Origin of the sequence: Blautia sp. AM23-13AC, assembly GCF_003435675.1 — a bacterium.
Lineage (GTDB): Bacteria > Bacillota > Clostridia > Lachnospirales > Lachnospiraceae > Fusicatenibacter > Fusicatenibacter saccharivorans.
Map to the genome: position 1 here is coordinate 19,551 of NZ_QTUL01000009.1, position 16,765 is coordinate 36,315.

Consider the following 16,765-nt stretch of genomic DNA (forward strand, 5'->3'; position numbering starts at 1 on the left):
AGAATACATCTCTCCTTTGTGGTTTCATTTCCTGCAAAAAGAGCGGCTGCACCATTTTGCCTGGCGGACAGCCGCTCTTTTTCCTCTTATTAGATTACTTTCTTACAATAACAACCTGCGTTGCATTTGCGTAAGTATCGGTGAAATCAACACTCTCCTCACGCTCCGGAGTAACGGTCATTCCGGCTGCGCCGAAATCTGCTTTTCCACTGTTGACAGATGCAAGGATGGTTTCAAATGACATATCCTCGATTTTCAGCTCATAACCAAGCTTGTCGCAGATTGCTTTGGAAATGTCGGCATCGATACCAACGATATCATTTCCCTCTTTGTACTCCCACGGCTCGAACTCTGCGTTGGTTGCCATGGTAAGCGTTCCCTTGGAGTGGTCTGCGTCTGCCGGGGATTCATACGGATGCTGTCCGACTTCATCACCAATGTAGTTGCTCATGATCTCATCAAGAGTTCCGTCCTCTTTCAGCTCTGCCAATGCAGTGTTGAACTCGTCTCTTAACTCATTTCCTTTTTTGAAGCACATCGCGTACTCTTCGGTATCAAAAATGCCTTCTACAATTTTCAGATCATCGTTTGCTGCAACGAATTTTTCTGCCGGCAGGGAATCGATGACAACACAGTCAATCTTTCCGTTTTTCAGTGCCTGAATAGCATCGGCGCCTTTGTTGTAACGCTGCATCTGGGAATCTGCATTAACGGCATCGCTCGCCTGAGAATCACCTGTTGTTCCGGTCTGTACACCAATCTTCAGATCTGCCAGATCCTCTACGGATGTTACTTCTACTTTCTTTGCGGTAGATGCAGAACTTCCGCATCCTGCCATCGAAACAGCAAACAAAACGGACATTGCAAGTGCTGTTGCTTTTTTTGCAAAATTCATTTTCATAATAATCTCCTTCTCTCCTCATGTGATGTATATTTATTCACTTTCTCTTATTATAACAGCATCTTTCTGAAATGCAAGGAAAAACGGAAAAAAAGCAACAGAAATACAAAAGACAGCCCGGGGGTTCTTCCATGGCTGTCTTTCCGTTTTTGTATTTAGTCCGTATTTTTTCCGTCTGCTGCTGTGCAGCGCAGGATCCGCTGAATGCTCTTTTCCGATAAAGCATATTCCTCTGCGAGTTCGGAAACTCTGCTTCCATTTTGATGTTTCTCGCAAATTCCTTCATTGTGATATCTGGTTGTTCTTGTACAAGTTCCAGAATATCGTGGTGCTGTTTTTCTGTAAGAATTGTTTTCCGGCCTCTCAGCTGCGTTCTGGTCTCATAACTGCCAGTGCGTGCACGCTCTTCTATAAGGCGGTATACGGTGCTTTCATTTACTGAAAAATATTTTGCAATTTCCCTGGCATTATGAGTTTTATCCCAGGCCTCCAATACCAGTTTTCTAGCTTCATTTGTAAAGGGACTGCATTATTTAAGAGGTTTGTTATAATTGCTTTTCATCCATTCTTCATAAAAATTGCTGCAAGGGCAATCCATTCAGCAAGATCTATCACATTCAAACCAGATAGTTACTCACATACACAATACCTCTTTCCAGACTCCCCGGACTTCCGCGGAATGCCCACGCTGCGGCATCACTCGCCAGAAGAACGGCACAGGAAAGCTGCACCAGAAGCATCCGGTATTTTTTCTTTTTCTGATCCATATCCCTGCTCAAAACCATACAGAGGGCCGCAATATTTGTTTTGTCCTTCCTAAAACAGCAAAAGAAAACCCTCTCATACCGCCTTTCTCTGCGTATATGAGAGGGTTCCTGTTCTTACGCCTGTCCCAGTACGTGGTCGGAAATTCTTCCGTAGACGGAGATCAGGTAGAGGCCGCAGATGCCGACAACCGCGTAGATGATGCGGCTCAGCCACGTCATGTTTCCGAAGATCAGGGCGACGAGGTCGAGGCGGAAGAATCCGATCAAGCCCCAGTTGACGGCTCCGATGATTGCAACGGTGAGTGCGGTGTAATCCAGTCCTTTCATGTAAAGAAACCTCCTTTTTCCGGATTTTGTATCGTCTTTTTATCTCTTCCGGTTTCTTTATAAAGAATTTCCCAAAAGGAGGCAGATTATGCATTTTCTTTGATTTTTCGGGCAGAAAAATGGAGACCATTTCCAGGCCTCCATTCGTGCAATTTTGTTTTCTTTATTCAGACAGCAGCTTCTGCAGCAGCTCTCCTGCTGCTGCCGGGTTGGCTTTGCCTTTCATTTCTTTCATGACCTGGCCGACCAGAAATCCGAGGACTTTTGTCTTTCCGGATTTGTACTGCTCTACCGGGCCAGGGTTGTTTTCCAGAACTTTTCTCGCAGTTTCTTCCAGAAGGCCGGTGTCGTTTACGGTTTTCAGTCCGTGCTCCTCGACGTATGCTTCCGGATCGACATCCTCTGCAAAGATCTGCTCAAATACCTCTTTTGCCACCTGGTTGTTGACCGATCCGGCTTCTGCCAGTTCGATCAGGGATGCCAGATGCTTCGGTGAAAACTGCAGATCCTCCGGCTCCTGGCCGTTCTCCTTTAAGAGACGTAAGGTCTCGCCCATCAGCCAGTTTGCCACTTTTTTCGGTTTGCCGCAGAGCGCCGTCGTCTCCTCAAAGAGATCGGACAGCTTCTTGGAACCGGTCAGAATGCCCGCATCGTACTGCGGCAGTCCGTACTGCTCCACGTAGCGTGCCTGTTTTTCCGGCTGGAATTCCGGCATGGATTTCACAATGCGGTCGATCCACTCGTCGGAAATGTGCACCGGCGGCAGATCCGGGTCCGGGAAGTAGCGGTAATCCTTCGCATCCTCTTTCGAACGCATCGCGTAGGAATACTCTTTGTTGTCGTCCCAGCGGCGGGTCTCCTGGACAACGGCTTTTCCTTCCTCGATCAGCTCGATCTGTCTTGCACGCTCTCCCTCGATCGCTCTTCCGATTGCCTTAAAGGAGTTCAGGTTCTTCATCTCGGTACGTGTTCCGAATTTCTCACTTCCAACCTCACGGACCGAAAGGTTGACATCGGCACGCATCGAGCCCTCCTGCAGTTTGCAGTCGGATGCGCCGAGATACTGAATCATCATACGCAGTTTTTCCAGATAAGCGATAACCTCTTCCGCAGAGCGCATATCCGGCTCGGATACAATCTCGATCAGCGGAACGCCGCTTCGGTTGTAGTCGACGAGCGAGCAATCCTCCCACTCATCGTGGATCAGCTTTCCGGCATCCTCCTCCATGTGGATCTCATGAATGCCGATTTTCTTCTTTCCCGCTGCGGTGTCAATCTCGACATATCCATCGTGGCAGATCGGCAGATACAGCTGGGAAATCTGATAGTTCTGCGGGTTGTCCGGGTAGAAATAGTTCTTCCGGTCGAATTTGCAGAGCTGGTTGATTTTGCAGTTTGCAGCCAGTCCGACGCGCAGGGCGTAATCGACAACCTTCTTATTTAATACCGGAAGGGATCCCGGCATACCAGTGCAGACCGGGCAGGTGTGGGTGTTCGGCGCACCGCCGAATGCGGTAGAGCAGCCGCAGAAAATTTTTGTTCTCGTCGCAAGCTCCACATGTACTTCAAGTCCGATGACGGTTTCATACTGTTTTGACATTGTTTTGCTTCCTCCTTACCATTTTTCTGGCTGCCCGAATGCACCGCGTACCTGCTCATAGGTGTATGCTGCACGGAACAGTTTTTTCTCTGAGAAACAGTCGCCGATAAGCTGCATGCCGATCGGAAGCCCCTTGTCATCCATGCCGCACGGAACGGTGATGCCCGGAAGGCCGGCGAGGTTGACGGATACGGTGTAAATATCGCCCAGATACATCTGCAGCGGATCGGAAAGCGATTCCCCGAGACGCGGTGCGGTCGATGGTGCTGCCGGGCTTAAAATCATATCGTATTTTTCAAATGCGCGGTCAAACTCTTTTTTAATCAGGGCTTTCGTGCGCAGTGCTTTCAGATAATACGCATCGTAGTAACCGGAGCTTAAGACGAAGCTTCCCAGCATAATCCGTCGTTTCACCTCCGGACCGAAGCCCTCAGAACGGCTCTTCTTATACATATCGTGGAGTCCTTCGTACTCTTTGGCACGGAAGCCGTATTTCACGCCGTCGAAGCGTTCCAGGTTGGAGCTTGCCTCAGCGGATGCAATAACGTAGTAAGCCGGAATGGCATAATCAATGAGGTCGAGATCGAAATACTCTACTTCTGCTCCGCGTGCCTTCAGGACATCGGCAGCTTTTAAAATGGATTCCTTCACCTGCGGATCCAGGCCTTCGCCGAAGCAGCTGTTCGGAATACCGATTTTCAGATCGGAGACATCTTCTTTTAAAGCGCTCATGAAATCGTAATCGTCGCGTTTCATCGATGTCGCATCTTTTGCATCATACGAAGCGACCGTCTGCAGCAGTGCTGCACAGTCTGTTACATCCTTTGCGACCGGTCCGATCTGGTCGAGGGAGGAACCATAAGCGATCAGTCCGTAACGGGAAACGGTGCCGTACGTCGGTTTCATGCCGGTTACGCCGCAGAAGGAACTCGGCTGACGGATCGATCCGCCGGTATCGGAGCCAAGTGCCATCGGTACTTCTCCTGCTGCAACGGCTGCGCAGGAACCGCCGGAGGAACCGCCTGGAACGTGTTCGGTGTTCCATGGATTTTTCGTCACGCCGTACGCGGAAGTCTCTGTCGTACTTCCCATCGCAAACTCATCCATGTTTGTCTTTCCGATGATAACGGCTCCCGCCTCTTCGAGCCGTGTGATAACCTCTGCATCGTACGTCGGAACAAAGTTCTGCAGGATCTTTGACGCACACGTCGTCGCAAGACCTTTCGTACAGATGTTGTCCTTGACCGCAATCGGAACGCCGGCCAGCGGACCGGTGAGCTCTCCTGCGTCAATTTTCTTCTGCACTTCTGCCGCGCGTGCTCTTGCACCCTCTTCATCCACAAGAAGGAATGCGTGAATTGATTCTTCCGATGCTTTGACTGCCGCAAGAGACGCTTCTACAGCGTCCGCTACAGTGATCTTTCCTTCTTTGATTGCGGCAGAAAGCTGTACTGCTGTCATATCTTTGATTTCCATATCAATCTCCTCCTGCTATTCTACCGTTTTCGGAACCTTGTACTGGCCCTCTTTGACTTCCGGTGCATTGGCAAGCATTGCATCGCGGTCGTCGCCATTGGTTACTTCATCCTCGCGGAATACATTTCCCATCTCGAAAATGTGGGTCATCGGCTCGACCTTGCTGGTGTCGAGCTCGTTTAATTTATCTACATAATCCAGCATTTTCTGCATATCCTGCCGTGCGGATTCTTTTTCCTCATCCTTTAATTCCAGCTTTGCCAGGATGCCGACATATTCCATCGTTTCATCTGAAATCACATTTGCCATTTCACTCATTCTCCTTTTTTATTTTCCAGCAGGATCCGCTTACGGCTCCAGTCTTGTAAGATCACGCGGGAACAGCGTTGTCTCGCGGACGTTGTCCTCACCGATCAGCTTCATGGTCAGACGCTCCAGACCGATGCCAAGACCTCCGTGCGGCGGCATACCGTGTTTGAAAGCACTCAAGTACTGCTCCATGCCCTCTTCTGTCATGCCGCGGGCTGCGATCTTTTCAGAGAGCATCTTGTAATCGTGGATACGCTGGCCTCCGGTTGTAATCTCCAGACCGTGGAACAGCAGGTCGAAGCTCTTTGTGTATCTCTTATCCTCCGGGTCGTCCATCGCATAGAACGGTCTCTTTTTCGACGGATATTCGGTGACGAACACGAAGTCTGCGTCGTACTCCTCTTTGAAATACTGGCCGATCAGAAGCTCCTCCTCTGGCTCAAGGTCGAACGGGTTGCGGATCTTTCGGTTGTATTTCTCGGCTACCAGCTCTTTCGCTTTCGTGAACGGTACAGTTGGGATTTCTTCTGTCTTTGGAAGCATAACTTTCAGGATCTCCAGCTCTTTTGCGTAATCCTTTTTAAGAAGCTCCACCATGTACTGTAAAAATCCGGTTTCCATTGCCATGATGTCGGTGTAATCCTCGATGTAGCCCATCTCAAAGTCAAGGCTGGTATACTCGTTCAGATGACGTTTCGTGTTGTGTTTCTCTGCACGGAAAACCGGTCCAACTTCAAAGACACGGTCAAACACGCCGACGAGCATCTGTTTGTAGAACTGCGGGCTCTGTGCCAGGACAGCCGGGCGGTGGAAATATTCCAGCTTGAAGATGTTTGCGCCGCCCTCAGCGCCTTTCGCGCCGATCTTCGGTGTATGGATTTCGGTGAATCCCTGGGAATGAAGGAAATCACGGAACGCCCGTACCACGCCTTCCTGGATGCGGAATTTTGCACGCTCTCTGACGTTTCGAAGAGCGATCGGCCGCATGTTCAGCATTGCTTCAAGGGAGGTGTTCATTTTCCATTTGTTGACTGCGAGCGGCATTGGCTCGGTCGGCTCGGAAAGAACGGTGATGGTCTGCAGCCTGACTTCGACGCCGCCCGGTGCGCGGTCCTCTTTTTTGACCGTTCCGGTTACGGCAACTGCCGATTCCTCTTTCAGATCTTTCAGCGGGAAGTCAACGCTTCCTTCTTCGTACACACACTGAACGAGTCCCTCGCTCTTTCTTAAGATGACAAAGGCAACCTCGCCCATGTCACGGATGATGTGTACGGCTCCTTCGAGTTTTACTTCTGTGCCTTCCGGTGTCTCCAGCAGAGTTTTTACGGAGATGTCTTCTTTTTTCTTTACGCCTGTCATAAATTCCATGTCTTGTTCTCCTCTCTTTCTCGCCTGTCCCGGATTGCTTTTTCAAATAAAAAAGTCCCGGAACAGTTTTTTAACTACTGTTCCGGGACGGGATATTTTATGTTCCCGCGGTACCACCCGCATTGCGTTTTTCTCTCCGGTTTTCCGGGGGAAAACGCCCACTCATTTATACTTAACGCGTATCACGGATCTGCCTACTTGATTTCCTGTTCGGATCTCATGTTCAGCAGACCGGCTCCGGAATGTTCCCCATTGTATGTTTCCTCCATGCTGATGCTCTCAGTCGGTGACATCGGCTTCCTGTCAGATTCCGCATACGGAGTTTCCTTCACTGCCTTTTTCATACTGTGCATTATAGCACAGCAGTTTTGCATTTGTAAACACCTAATTTTTACGGATTTTATATAAATTCTAATGCATTTTTCATGAATTTTATCTATACAAAATTATTTTTTCGCGTGTTTATAAAATTGCGCAGAAATTCCGTTTTATTGGTATTTCTCACACAATTTACAGTTTTTTGATTCTCTCCACTGCCTCTACTGTATTCTCATACGTACCGAATGCAGTCAGACGGAAGTAGCCTTCTCCGCTCGGGCCGAAGCCTGATCCTGGTGTTCCGACTACGTTTGCGTCTGCAAGCAGGTGATCAAAGAACTCCCAGGAAGTCATATTTCCCGGTGTTTTCAGCCAGATATACGGAGCGTTGACGCCGCCGGATACGGTGTAGCCTGCGCCCTTTAATCCGTCGTAGATGACTTTTGCGTTCTTCATGTAGTAAGCAACCTGCTCTTTTAACTGTGCTTTTCCTTCCGGAGAGTAAACAGCCTCGCCGGCTCTCTGGATGATGTACGGAGCTCCGTTGTATTTCGTTCCGTGACGGCGTGCCCACAGGCTGTGCAGAGTCACATCGCCGGATTTGATGTCTTTCGGGATAACGGTGAATCCAAGACGCATACCGGTAAAGCCTGCGTTCTTGGAGAAGCTGCGCATTTCGATGGCACATGTTCTTGCACCCTCGCACTCATAGATGGAATGCGGAATGTCTTTTTCTGAGATATATGCCTCGTATGCAGCATCATACAGGATGATGGCTCCTACTTTATTTGCATAATCAACCCATTTCTGCAGCTCGGCTTTGGAAACCATAGCGCCGGTCGGGTTGTTCGGGAAGCACAGATAAATCAGATCCGGGGTTTCTTTCGGGAGCTCCGGGGTGAAGTTGTTTTCTGCGGTACACGGCATGTAAATCACATTCGTGAAACGCTCGGTTGCTGCGTCGTAGTCACCGGCACGGCCTGCCATTACGTTGGAGTCTACATAAACCGGATAAACCGGGTCGCATACAGCGATCTTGTTGTCCAGGCTGAAGATCTCCTGAATGTTGCTGCAGTCGCATTTTGCGCCGTCCGATACAAAAATTTCATCAGATGAGATATCGCATCCTCTGTCCTGATAATCATTTTTTGCGATGGTATCGCGAAGGAAAGCATATCCAAGATCTGGTGCATATCCGTGGAAGGTCTCTGCGTGTCCCATCTCATCCACTGCTCCGTGCAGCTTTTCAATGATCGCCGGTGCGATCGGCTGGGTTACGTCGCCGATTCCAAGACGGATGATTTTCGCGTCCGGATTTGCCTCGGTGTAAGCTGCAACTTTTTTTGCAATGGTGGAAAACAGATAGCTTCCCGGCAATTTCAGATAATTGTCATTGATTTTGAACATTATTATGTCGCTCCTTTTCACTTTTTCTTACTCTGTCAAAAGCGTCAGCACCATCTGTGCCGTTTCAACCAGATTGGTGCCGCTGTCCATGCTGCATTTCTGCATGTAGCGATGGGCCTCCGACTCGGTCATGTGATTTCGTTCGATCAGAAGGCTTTTTGCACGATCGATGATGTGCTGTTCCTCGGCGCTGCGCACCTTGGGCTTTGCCCGCTCTTTCTTTCTGCGCCGTGCCGCACTCTGCAGCATCATCTCCAGTGTATTGACCAGCTCGTACACGGAAAGCGGCATCGTAACCGCCATGATTCCGGTTCCCTCCACCGCACTTAATGCGCGGCTCGATGCAATCAGAAGCATCTGGAAGCCGGACGGCATACACTCATTCAGATCCGTAAAAAACATATCCGGGAGCTTGTAGCCGCAGATGACGATACCGCCGTTTAAGTTGTTCATCTCTCCGAGCGCCGCTGCCGCTGTCGAACAGACAGCATCGATTTCATATCCTCTTTTTGCCAGAATATCCCGGATGCGCTTTCCATCTTCTATTTTGGGAAGTACTATCACTATGCTGCTCATGCATTTTCAGGCCCCTTCGTCGTCTAAATACGGTACAGATATTTCTCGGTCTCCCAGTCGGATACCTGGCGGAGATACTCATGCCACTCTTCTTCTTTGGCATTGATATATCCATTCACAAATTCCTGGCCGAGTACCTGACACAGAAAATCGTCTTTCTTTAACTCTGCGACCGCTTCTCCAAGGCTTCCCGGGAGAAGGGTGATCTGCATCGCGTTTCGTTCTTCTTCTGTCAGATCGGAAATATTGCGGTCCACCGGGGACGGCGGAACGATTTTCTGTTTGATACCGTCAAGTCCTGCTGCCATGCAGACAGCAAGTGCCAGGTACGGATTGGCTGCCGAATCCGGGCATCGAAGCTCAATGGCCATGATACCGTCTCCCGTCAGCGGAATGCGGATCAGCGGGCTTCTGTTCTTTGCAGACCATGCCACGTAGATCGGTGCACCGTATCCCGGTGTCAGACGTTTGTAGGAATTTACAAGCGGATTGGTAATCGCTGCGATTCCGCTGATGTGTTTCATCAGTCCGCCCATAAAGTAATATGCCTCTTTGCTGAGCCCGTATTCATCGGATTTGTCGGCAAACACATCTTTTCCCTCCTGAAACAGGGAGAAGGAAAGATGAAGACCCGATCCGTGAACTCCGGTTTTTGGTTTTGGCATAAAGGTTGCGTGAAGGCCATGACGTTTTGCAATCGTACGGATAGCAAATTTGGCAGTCATCAGCTGATCTGCCGTCCGAAGTGCTGCAGCCGGACAGAAATCCAGTTCGTGCTGGCCTGCCGCTACCTCGTGGAAGGAAGACTCAACGTCGATTCCCATTTCTTCGAGGGTCAGCACCATATCGCGCCGCGCGTTTTCTCCCAGGTCCAGCGGTCCAAGATCCAGATAACCGCCTTTGTCGTGCGTTACACTTGTTGCTCCGCCGTCCTCATCGGTGTGGAACAGGAAAAATTCACACTCCGGTGAGATTTCAAACTCATAGCCCATCGCTTTCGCTTCGGAAATTACCTTCTGAAGGATGGTTCGGGAACTCTTTGCATAAAGATTCCCCTCTCTATCATACACATCACAGATCAATCTTGCAACCTTTCCTTGCTGCGGACGCCACGGAAGTATTGCAAAGGTGTCGAGATCCGGGTGCAGAAACATGTCTGCTTCCTCGATGGTGACAAATCCTTCGAACGAAGAGCCATCGAAAACGCACTGATTATTCAGGGCTTTTTCCAGCTGTCCGGCGGTGATGGCCATATTTTTCATCATTCCAAACATATCGGTAAACTGCAGGCGGATAAATTCAACATCTTCTTCCTCCGCCATCTGAAGGATCGCTTCCTTCGTATACTTTGCCATATCGATTCTCTCCTTTATCAAAGACGATTCTAAACGAAAAGGGTGCTTTCACGCGGCAGGGCAGAAAGACACCTTGCGTAAAAACACCCTTGTTTTGGGCATATTATAGCAGTTTTTCGCGTGTTTTGTCAAGAAAAACTTAGAGATTCGTGTATCCCATCAGGGATTCATCGACTGCCTTTGCTGCCTCGCGTCCCTCGCGGATCGCCCATACGACCAGGGACTGGCCGCGGTGCATATCGCCTGCGGTGAAGACATTTTCTTTTGTTGTCTGGTATTTTCCGTCATCTGTCTTCACGTTGGTGCGCTGGTTGACTTCCACTTTAAATGCATCGGTCACATATTTCTGGGATCCTAAAAAGCCTGCTGCAATAAGAACGAGATCTGCCGGGAGAATCTCTTCGGTTCCCTCAACCGGAACCATCATCATGCGGCCGGATTTCTCATCTTTTTTCGGTGTCAGTTTTACGGTCTTGATCTGGCAGACTTCACCTTTTTTGTTTTTGATAAATTCCGTTACGGTTGTCTGGTAAATCCGCGGATCATGGCCGAATACGGCGATTGCCTCTTCCTGGCCGTAATCCGTCTTGCAGATCTTCGGCCACTCCGGCCACGGATTGTTCTCGGCACGCTGATCCGGTGCTTTCGGCATCATCTCAAGCTGTGTCACAGATTTGGCACCGAGACGGATGGAAGTTCCGACACAGTCATTACCGGTGTCGCCGCCTCCGATGACAACAACGTGTTTGCCCTTGGCATCGATGTAGGCATGATCCTCAAAATTGGAATCCAGAAGACTCTTCGTTACGGAAGTCAGGAAATCGACAGCAAAGTAGATGCCCTTTGCATCTCTTCCCTCTGCCTTGATATCTCTTGGATTTGCCGCACCGCAGCAGAGCAGGACACGGTCAAATTCTTTTAAGAGTTTGTCAGCTTTTACATCTTTTCCGATATCAGCATTCGTCACAAACTCGATGCCCTCGGCCTTCATCAGATCCACACGGCGGTCGATGACGCTCTTATCGAGTTTCATGTTCGGAATACCGTAGCGTAAAAGTCCGCCCACGCGGTCGCGGCGTTCAAAGACCGTAACAGAATGGCCGCGGCGGTTGAGCTGCATCGCTGCTGCAAGGCCGGAAGGACCGCTTCCTACAATGGCAACGCGTTTTCCGGTGCGCACTTTCGGCGGCTGCGGCGTAATCAGGCCGGTTGCCCATGCGTTTTCGATGATCGCGCGTTCATTTTCCTTCGTGCAGACCGGGTCTCCGTTTACGTTGCATGTACAGGCTGCTTCGCAGAGTGCCGGGCAGACACGGGAGGTAAATTCCGGAAAACAGTTTGTCTTGGTGAGGCGGCGGTATGCCTGCTCATAGTTTCCAAGATACACAAGGTCATTCCACTCCGGAACGAGGTTCTGCAGCGGACAGCCGGAGGCCATTCCCGCAATCATGGTTCCCGCCTGGCAGAACGGTACACCGCATGCCATACAGCGGGCAGCCTGCATCTGCTGTTCCTTTTTCGGGAGCTGCAGATGAAATTCCTTAAAGTTTTTGATACGCTCAAGCGGGGCAACGGTGTTTCCCGTCTTGCGCTGATATTCCATAAATCCAGTTGGCTTACCCATAATTCTTCTTCCTCCTACTTACGCATGCTTTCGTAAAATGCTTCAATCTGTGCCTGTTCGCTGCTAAGGCCCTTGTCTTCCATCTGGGCACTCAGCATCATCATGCGCTTATAGTCATTCGGAATGATCTTCTTGAATTTCGGCAGATATTCGTCAAAGTGTGTGAGAATTTCTTTACCTTTTTCAGAGCCGGTGTGTGCGACGTGTTTTTCAATCATGTTTTTCAGCTCTGCAATATCGTATTTGCTTTCTACCAGTTCAATCGAAATCATTTCCTTGTTCAAATTGCGGTACAGGTTGCTCTTTTCATCCAGGACATAAGCGATACCGCCGCTCATGCCGGCTGCAAAGTTCTTTCCGGTTGCGCCGAGGACAACGACACGGCCGCCGGTCATATACTCGCATCCATGCTCACCGACACCCTCGACAACGGCGTAAGCACCGGAGTTTCTGACACAGAAACGCTCTCCTGCGATACCGTTGATGTACGCCTCACCGCTCGTTGCGCCGTAGAGGGCAACGTTTCCGACGATGATGTTTTCTTCCGGTTTATACTTTCTTGCTTTCGGCGGGTAGACAACCAGTTTTCCGCCGGAGAGGCCTTTTCCGAAGTAATCGTTCGAATCGCCCTCAAGTTCCAGGGTCAGTCCTTTTGGAATAAATGCTCCGAAGCTCTGTCCGCCGGCACCCTTGCACTGTACGGTGTACGTATCCGGCTCCAGAGAGGTGCCGAATTTTCTGGTGATCTCGGCACCAAGAATCGTTCCCACGGTACGATCGGTGTTGGTGATCTCGACTTTGACGGTCTTCTTCTCTTTCTTATCCATTGCCGGACCGAATTTCTTTAAGAGTACCTTCTCATCCAGGGTTGCGCCAAGTTTGAAGTCGTAAACATCTTTCGGATCGAACGTTACCTTCTCGCCTGCTTTTGCAAACGGATTGTTCAGGATCTGGCTTAAGTCTACGCGGTCTGCGTGCTCGTTCGTCACTTTATCATTTCTCTTTAAGAGGTCGGAACGGCCGACCATCTCGTCAACGGTGCGGAAGCCAAGTTTTGCCATGTATTCCCGCATCTCTTCTGCGATGAAGTGCATGAAGTTGATGACGTACTCCGGTTTGCCGCGGAAACGTTTGCGCAGCTCCGGGTTCTGGGTTGCAATACCCATCGGGCAGGTATCGAGGTTGCAGACACGCATCATAACGCATCCCATCGTTACAAGCGGTGCGGTCGCAAAACCGAATTCCTCGGCGCCAAGGAGTGCTGCAATCACAACGTCACGGCCGCTCATCAGCTTACCATCAGTCTCGATCATGACACGGTTGCGGAGGCCGTTTTTGATCAGCGTCTGATGGGTCTCGGCAAGGCCTAACTCCCATGGAAGTCCTGCATTGTGGATGGAACTTCTCGGTGCTGCTCCCGTTCCTCCATCATATCCGGAAATCAGGATAACCTGTGCTCCGGCTTTTGCAACACCTGCTGCGACAGTACCAACACCTGCTTCGGATACCAGTTTAACGGAGATTCTTGCATTCACATTCGAGTTTTTCAGGTCATAAATCAGCTGTGCAAGGTCCTCGATGGAGTAGATGTCGTGGTGCGGCGGCGGGGAAATCAGGGATACACCCGGTGTGGAGTGACGTGTTTTTGCAATCCACGGATAAACCTTTCCGGCCGGTAAGTGGCCGCCCTCGCCCGGTTTTGCACCCTGGGCCATCTTGATCTGGATCTCTTTTGCACTGACAAGGTATTTGCTGGTAACGCCGAACCGGCCAGATGCTACCTGTTTGATTGCGGAACATCTCTCCGGAGACTCAAGACGGTCATCACTCTCGCCGCCCTCACCGGTGTTGGATTTTCCGTGCAGACGGTTCATGGCAATCGCCAGTGTCTCATGTGCCTCCTGGGAAATGGAACCGTAGGACATCGCACCGGTTTTGAACCGCTTTACAATGGAATCTACACTCTCAACCTCTTCGAGCGGAACGCCCTGTTCCGGGTAATCGAAGTCCATCAGACTTCGCAGATAACCGCTCTCCTCGCTGTCAACCATGGCAGTGTACTCTTTGAATATCCTGTAGTCACCACGTCTTGTAGACTCCTGCAGGGTATGGATGGTACGGGGATTGTAGCGGTGCTCCTCACCCTGACTTCTCGATTTATGACGTCCGAGACTGTCCAGCGTCAGATCCGTCGTCAGTTCCAGCGGATCAAATGCCTGAGAATGACGCTCATCAACGTCTTTTGCAATGTCTTCTAGTGTAATACCGCCGACACGGCTGACCGTACCAGTGAAGTATTTGTCGATTACATCCTCAGAGATACCGATAGCTTCGAAGATCTGGGAACCCTGATACGACTGAATCGTCGAGATACCCATCTTCGCCGCGATTTTTACGATGCCGGAAATGACAGCATGGTTGTAATCTTCAACGGCTGCATAGTAATCTTTCTTAATCATGCCCTCTTCGATCAGCTCATGGATCGTGTCGAGTGCCAGATACGGGTTGATTGCGCAGGCGCCATATCCGAGCAGTGTTGCAAAGTGGTGTACCTCACGCGGCTCGCCGGACTCCAGAATGATCGCAAGGGAAGTTCTCTTTTTCGTCTTTACCAGGTGCTGATGAACCGCAGATACCGCAAGCAGAGACGGGATTGCCACATGGTTCTCATCGACACCGCGGTCTGAGAGAATCAGGATGTTGGCTCCTGCCCGGTGTGCACGGTCAACTTCAACGAACAGACGGTCCATCGCACGGTCAAGCGGTGCACTCTTGTAGTAGGTAATCGGAACGGTCATGACCTTGAACCCTTCCACCTTCATGTTTTTAATCTTCAGCAGATCCGTATTGGTCAGGATCGGATTGTTGATCTTTAACACCTGGCAGTTCTTCGGTTCCTCTTCCAGCAGGTTTCCGTCACGTCCGACGTAAACACTTGTGGAGGTAACGATTTCCTCACGGATGCAGTCGATCGGCGGGTTGGTTACCTGTGCAAAGAGCTGTTTGAAATAATTGAACAGCGGCTGATGCTCATGAGAGAGAACTGCAAGCGGGGTATCGATACCCATCGAAGCGGTTGCCTCGACACCGTTTAATGCCATCTTTCCGATGGAGGAACGGTACTCTTCGTATGTGTAACCGAACGCTTTCTGCAGACGCATCCGCTCTTCCTTCGTATATTCTTCAACCGGCAGATTCGGGATTTTGATATCCTTTAACTGTACCAGATAGCTGTCAAGCCATTCACCGTACGGCTGCTTCAGAGCGTAATACTCTTTTACTTCCTCGTCGTTCAGCACCTTGCCCTGTACTGTATTGACCAGAAGCATTTTGCCCGGATGGAGACGTTCTTTTAAGACAATCTTTTCTTCCGGAACTTCCAGAACACCGACCTCTGAGGAGAGAATCAGGAATCCGTCGTTGGTGATGTAGTAACGGGAAGGACGAAGACCGTTGCGGTCCAGAACGGCTCCCATCACATCGCCGTCGGAGAACAGGATCGATGCCGGTCCGTCCCACGGCTCCATCATCGTTGCATAATACTGATAGAAATCACGTTTTTCCTGGGAAATCGTGTCGTTGTTTGCCCATGGCTCCGGAATCGTAATCATAACGGCCAGCGGAAGATCCATGCCGCTCATGGTCAGAAATTCCAGTGTATTGTCGAGCATCGCGGAGTCAGAACCCTGTGTGTTGACAACCGGCAGCACTTTATGAAGTTCATCCTGCAGCATCGGGGAAGACATCGTCTCCTCACGGGCCAGCATCTTGTCAGCATTTCCGCGGATGGTGTTGATCTCACCGTTGTGTACGATGAAACGGTTCGGATGTGCTCTTTCCCAGCTCGGGTTGGTGTTTGTACTGAACCGTGAATGCACCATGGCGATTGCAGATTCATAATCGACATCCTGCAGATCGCGGAAGAAGGTGCGGAGCTGTCCTACGAGGAACATACCTTTGTATACGATGGTACGGCTGGAAAGAGATGGCACGTAGGTGTTGTCGTTGCTCTGTTCGAAAACACGGCGTACGACGTACAGACGGCGGTCGAAAGCGATTCCCTTTTCCACATCCTCCGGTTTTTTGATGAATGCCTGCATGATGTACGGCATACACTCTCTTGCTTTATGTCCAAGCACATCCGGAACGGTCGGCACGGTCCTCCATCCAAGGAGTTCCAGTCCCTCTTTTTCCACGATAATCTCAAACATTTTCTTTGCCTGGTTTCGTTTCAGCTCATTTTGTGGGAAAAAGAACATGCCTACGCCGTATTCTCGTTCTCCGCCTAATGAAAAACCGAGGGTCGAACAGGCTTTGGAAAAGAATTTGTGCGATATCTGCAACAAGATTCCTACTCCGTCTCCTGTTTTACCCTCGGCGTCTTTGCCGGCTCTATGTTCAAGATTTTCTACGATTTTTAATGCGTTTTCTACGGTCGCATGGGATTTTTCACCTTTGATGTTCACGACTGCTCCGATACCGCAGTTGTCGTGTTCAAAGGAAGAACGGTACAGCCCTTCTTCTCCCATGACACGCTCTTTGCTCTGTGTCATACGGCTTCCCTTCCTTTACCTTTTCTTATTTTCGGTTCTCTTTTGTTTTCCGGAAAAGAATGGAGGGGAACGTTTCATTCCCCGCCGTTCTTTTTGGATTGCCCTTACTATACTCTATTTTTTTCATCCTGTAAAGAGCAAATTTAATTTTTATATAATTTTTTACAGTTTTTCTTTACTTTCT

The 16,765-nt window shown here is 50.0% G+C and carries 13 protein-coding genes; all 13 read right to left on the reverse strand.

The features are described from left to right. Positions 1-94: 94 nt before the first annotated feature. The 13 genes from DW642_RS10800 to gltB all read right to left on the reverse strand — a co-directional run bounded on the left by DW642_RS10800 (position 95) and on the right by gltB (position 16,581). The gene (locus DW642_RS10800) at positions 95-895 is read right to left on the reverse strand and encodes a transporter substrate-binding domain-containing protein (protein ID WP_306665737.1); all 801 of its coding nucleotides are present in this window, start codon (positions 893-895) and stop codon (positions 95-97) included. 623 nt (positions 896-1,518) lie between these two features. Next, positions 1,519-1,668: a hypothetical protein gene (locus DW642_RS15880; RefSeq protein ID WP_156327598.1), complete on the reverse strand. Its 150-nt coding sequence runs from the start codon at positions 1,666-1,668 to the stop codon at positions 1,519-1,521. Between the two features lie 114 nt (positions 1,669-1,782). Next, positions 1,783-1,995: a DUF378 domain-containing protein gene (locus DW642_RS10810; protein WP_055228257.1), complete on the reverse strand. Its 213-nt coding sequence runs from the start codon at positions 1,993-1,995 to the stop codon at positions 1,783-1,785. 163 nt (positions 1,996-2,158) lie between these two features. Next, entirely contained in the window at positions 2,159-3,595 is a 1,437-nt protein-coding gene (gene gatB, locus DW642_RS10815; protein WP_055217758.1) for an Asp-tRNA(Asn)/Glu-tRNA(Gln) amidotransferase subunit GatB, read from the reverse strand. Between the two features lie 15 nt (positions 3,596-3,610). After that, positions 3,611-5,071, reverse strand: coding sequence for an Asp-tRNA(Asn)/Glu-tRNA(Gln) amidotransferase subunit GatA (gene gatA / locus DW642_RS10820; RefSeq protein WP_117510182.1), 1,461 nt, complete (start codon positions 5,069-5,071; stop codon positions 3,611-3,613). A 15-nt stretch (positions 5,072-5,086) separates the two neighbouring features. Next, entirely contained in the window at positions 5,087-5,380 is a 294-nt protein-coding gene (gene gatC, locus DW642_RS10825) for an Asp-tRNA(Asn)/Glu-tRNA(Gln) amidotransferase subunit GatC (protein WP_022462350.1), read from the reverse strand. 39 nt (positions 5,381-5,419) lie between these two features. Next, the gene (gene aspS, locus DW642_RS10830) at positions 5,420-6,748 is read right to left on the reverse strand and encodes an aspartate--tRNA(Asn) ligase (RefSeq protein WP_022462351.1); all 1,329 of its coding nucleotides are present in this window, start codon (positions 6,746-6,748) and stop codon (positions 5,420-5,422) included. Positions 6,749-6,942: 194 nt separating this feature from the next. Next, the gene (locus tag DW642_RS15885; protein ID WP_158555021.1) at positions 6,943-7,092 is read right to left on the reverse strand and encodes a hypothetical protein; all 150 of its coding nucleotides are present in this window, start codon (positions 7,090-7,092) and stop codon (positions 6,943-6,945) included. A 166-nt stretch (positions 7,093-7,258) separates the two neighbouring features. Further along, positions 7,259-8,473 carry an LL-diaminopimelate aminotransferase gene (locus tag DW642_RS10835; RefSeq protein WP_022462353.1) on the reverse strand — a complete coding sequence of 405 codons (1,215 nt, stop codon included), beginning with the start codon at positions 8,471-8,473 and terminating at the stop codon, positions 7,259-7,261. Between the two features lie 27 nt (positions 8,474-8,500). Beyond that, entirely contained in the window at positions 8,501-9,049 is a 549-nt protein-coding gene (locus DW642_RS10840) for an ANTAR domain-containing response regulator (RefSeq protein WP_022462354.1), read from the reverse strand. Positions 9,050-9,072: 23 nt separating this feature from the next. Then, complete coding sequence (gene glnA / locus DW642_RS10845) at positions 9,073-10,404, reverse strand: type I glutamate--ammonia ligase (RefSeq protein ID WP_117510183.1); 1,332 nt, start codon at positions 10,402-10,404, stop codon at positions 9,073-9,075. Positions 10,405-10,543: 139 nt separating this feature from the next. Beyond that, positions 10,544-12,028, reverse strand: coding sequence for a glutamate synthase subunit beta (locus DW642_RS10850; protein ID WP_117510184.1), 1,485 nt, complete (start codon positions 12,026-12,028; stop codon positions 10,544-10,546). A gap of 14 nt (positions 12,029-12,042) precedes the next feature. Further along, entirely contained in the window at positions 12,043-16,581 is a 4,539-nt protein-coding gene (gene gltB / locus DW642_RS10855) for a glutamate synthase large subunit (RefSeq protein ID WP_117510185.1), read from the reverse strand. Positions 16,582-16,765: the final 184 nt, after the last annotated feature.